Source organism: Achromobacter sp. 1011811831 (assembly GCF_059760905.1).
This window is the reverse complement of sequence record NZ_JCBANG010000179.1, coordinates 1-3036: the sequence shown is the minus strand read 5'-3', so window position 1 is coordinate 3036 and position 3036 is coordinate 1. Positions and strand designations below refer to the sequence as shown.

2 protein-coding genes are annotated in these 3036 nt (G+C 66.2%); one reads left to right on the top strand and one right to left on the bottom strand.

Going from position 1 to position 3036, the window contains the following annotated elements; translation table 11 throughout:
• Positions 1-98: 98 nt before the first annotated feature.
• Complete coding sequence (locus AC6LJ9_RS30390; RefSeq protein WP_498150421.1) at positions 99-692, bottom strand: SecDF P1 head subdomain-containing protein; 594 nt, start codon at positions 690-692, stop codon at positions 99-101.
• Between the two features lie 375 nt (positions 693-1067).
• On the opposite strand from AC6LJ9_RS30390, the gene thiC reads away from it, so the two are divergent.
• Entirely contained in the window at positions 1068-2981 is a 1914-nt protein-coding gene (gene thiC, locus AC6LJ9_RS30385) for a phosphomethylpyrimidine synthase ThiC (protein WP_498150420.1), read from the top strand.
• Positions 2982-3036: the final 55 nt, after the last annotated feature.

The window sequence follows — 3036 nt, the reverse complement described above, 5'->3', positions numbered from 1 at the left end:
GCACAAAGCCCCCTTTTGCAGGGGGCTTTGTGCTTAACAGCGGACGCTGTTGCATCCAGGTGCGGCCGGCTAGGTGCGGCCGGCCAGGTGCGCCGGAATCAGGGCTTGGCCGCCGGCGCCGTGACAGGCGCGGTGGCCGGCGAGCCACCGGCGGCCGGCGTGGACGAATCGCCACGAATGCGGGAAGCGATGTCGGCGGCGGCCTTGGCCGAGGGCACGCCGAACGCCAGCACGCCGCGGTTCAGCGGCTCGCCGATACGGGGCGCGGCGATCAGCTCGCGGTCCAGCACCAGGACCAGCATGTTGCCGACGTTCTTGCTGCTGATGTCGTTGAGCTTGCGCGCGCCCGATTCCGAGAAGCGCAGGCCGACGAAGTTGTTGCCTTCGCGGTCCACCAGCTGGGCGGCCTCGGTCAGGTCGGCGCGCGTCAGCACGGGTTGCTGTTCCATGTAGAGCTTGCCATCGGGCAGCGTGACTTCCGTCAGGCCCGGGCCGGCCTGGGTCCGGGCCACGTAGAACTCCACCACGGAAGCGGTGGCCGAGGGCGACTGCTGTTGCTGTTGTTGCTGCTGGCCCGCCTGGGGCGTCGCGGCGGCATCGCCGGAATTCTTGGTCGGCGCGGTCTTGCAACCCGCAAGCGCCAGGGTCAGGACCATCAAGGCGGGCGCCATGTTGCGCAGGGTCAGTTGCATGCTCGTTTCCTTCTTTGAGTAGTCTTCAGACCGGACGGCGGACGTTGCCCGCCGCAATTGACGAAAAAAGTGTACAGAACCTGATTGCCCCTGTCTCGGCAGTCTGATTCCAAATGTAAACCAGTAATACCACGCGTCGACCGCCCGCATCTTGCGCCGCAGCATCGACCGCTTTGGCGGCCGGCCCCCGGCAGGCTCTATACTTCGCTTTCGCGCAGGGGTACTCGTCCCGCCCGCAGGGCGCCGACGTGTTGAGAGAGTCCCTTCGTACCAGTACGGATAATGCCGATGCTGGGAGCCGTATTTCCGCCACGCCATCGCGCGCGGCGGGGATTCATTCCCGATCGGCTCCAAACCATTCGCTTGGAGCTTTCCATGAACGCCAATCCCAAATTCCTGGCCGCCACCGCAGAAGTGGACTCGGCCGCCGTCGCGCCGCTGCCCAAATCGCGCAAGGTGTACGAGACCGGCTCGCGGCCCGACATCCGCGTGCCGTTCCGCGAGATCGAGCAGGCCGACACGCCCACCATGTTCGGCGGCGAGAAGAACCCGCCGCTGACGGTCTACGACTGCAGCGGCCCCTACACCGACCCGGACGCCAGGATCGACATCCGCCGCGGCCTGCCCGAGCTGCGCCGCGCCTGGATCGAAGAGCGCGGCGACACCGAGCTGCTGGCCGGCCCGACCAGCGACTACGGCAAGGAACGCCTGACCGATCCCAAGCTGACGGCCATGCGCTTCGACCTGCGCCGTCCGCCGCGCCGCGCCAAGTCGGGCGCCAACGTCACCCAGATGCACTACGCGCGCCGCGGCATCATCACGCCGGAAATGGAATTCGTGGCCATCCGCGAAAACCTGCGCCGCGAGCAATACCTGGAAACGCTGCGCGCCAGCGGTCCGGACGGCGAGAAGATGGTCAAGCGCCTGCTGCGCCAGCATCCGGGCCAGTCCTTCGGCGCCGCCATTCCCTCGGCCATCACGCCCGAGTTCGTGCGCGACGAGATCGCGCGCGGCCGCGCCATCATCCCGGCCAACATCAACCACCCGGAAATCGAGCCGATGGCGATCGGCCGCAACTTCCTGGTGAAGATCAACGCCAACATCGGCAACTCGGCCGTCAGCTCCGGCATCGGCGAGGAAGTCGAGAAGATGACCTGGGCCATCCGCTGGGGCGGCGACACGGTCATGGACCTGTCCACCGGCAAGCACATCCATGAAACGCGCGAGTGGATCATCCGCAACTCGCCCGTGCCGATCGGCACCGTGCCGATCTACCAGGCGCTGGAAAAGGTCGACGGCAAGGCCGAGGAACTGACCTGGGAGATCTTCCGCGACACGCTGATCGAGCAGGCCGAGCAAGGCGTGGACTACTTCACCATCCACGCCGGCGTGCGCCTGCCGTTCATTCCGATGACGGCGGACCGGATGACGGGCATCGTCTCGCGCGGCGGCTCGATCATGGCCAAGTGGTGCCTGGCGCATCACAAGGAAAGCTTCCTGTACGAGCGCTTCGACGAGATCTGCGAAATCATGAAGGCCTACGACGTCAGCTTCTCGCTGGGCGACGGCCTGCGCCCGGGCTCGGGCTACGACGCCAACGACGAGGCGCAATTCGCCGAGCTGAAGACGCTGGGCGAGCTGACCCAGGTGGCCTGGAAGCACGACGTGCAGGTCATGATCGAAGGCCCCGGCCACGTGCCGATGCAGATGATCAAGGAGAACATGGAGCTGCAGCTGGAACACTGCCACGAGGCGCCGTTCTACACGCTGGGCCCGCTGACCACCGACATCGCCCCGGGCTACGACCACATCACGTCCGGCATCGGCGCCGCGCTGATCGGCTGGTACGGCACCGCCATGCTCTGTTATGTGACGCCCAAGGAGCACCTGGGCCTGCCGAACAAGAAGGACGTGAAGGACGGCATCATCACGTACAAGATCGCGGCGCACGCGGCCGACCTGGCCAAGGGCCATCCGGGCGCGGCCATCCGCGACAATGCGCTGTCCAAGGCGCGCTTCGAGTTCCGCTGGGACGACCAGTTCAACCTGGGCCTGGATCCGGACACGGCCAAGGAGTTCCACGACGAGACCTTGCCCAAGGACTCGATGAAGGTGGCGCACTTCTGCTCCATGTGCGGCCCGCACTTCTGCTCGATGAAGATCACGCAGGACGTGCGTGACTACGCCGCGTCGCAGGGCGTGAGCGAGAAGGACGCGCTGCAGAAGGGCATGCAGGAGAAGTCCATCGAGTTCGTGAAGAAGGGCGCCGAGGTCTATCACCGGCAATAAGCGCCGGGCGGACCGCCACGCCTGAAAGAACAAACCGCGCCGCCCCTTGCAGGGC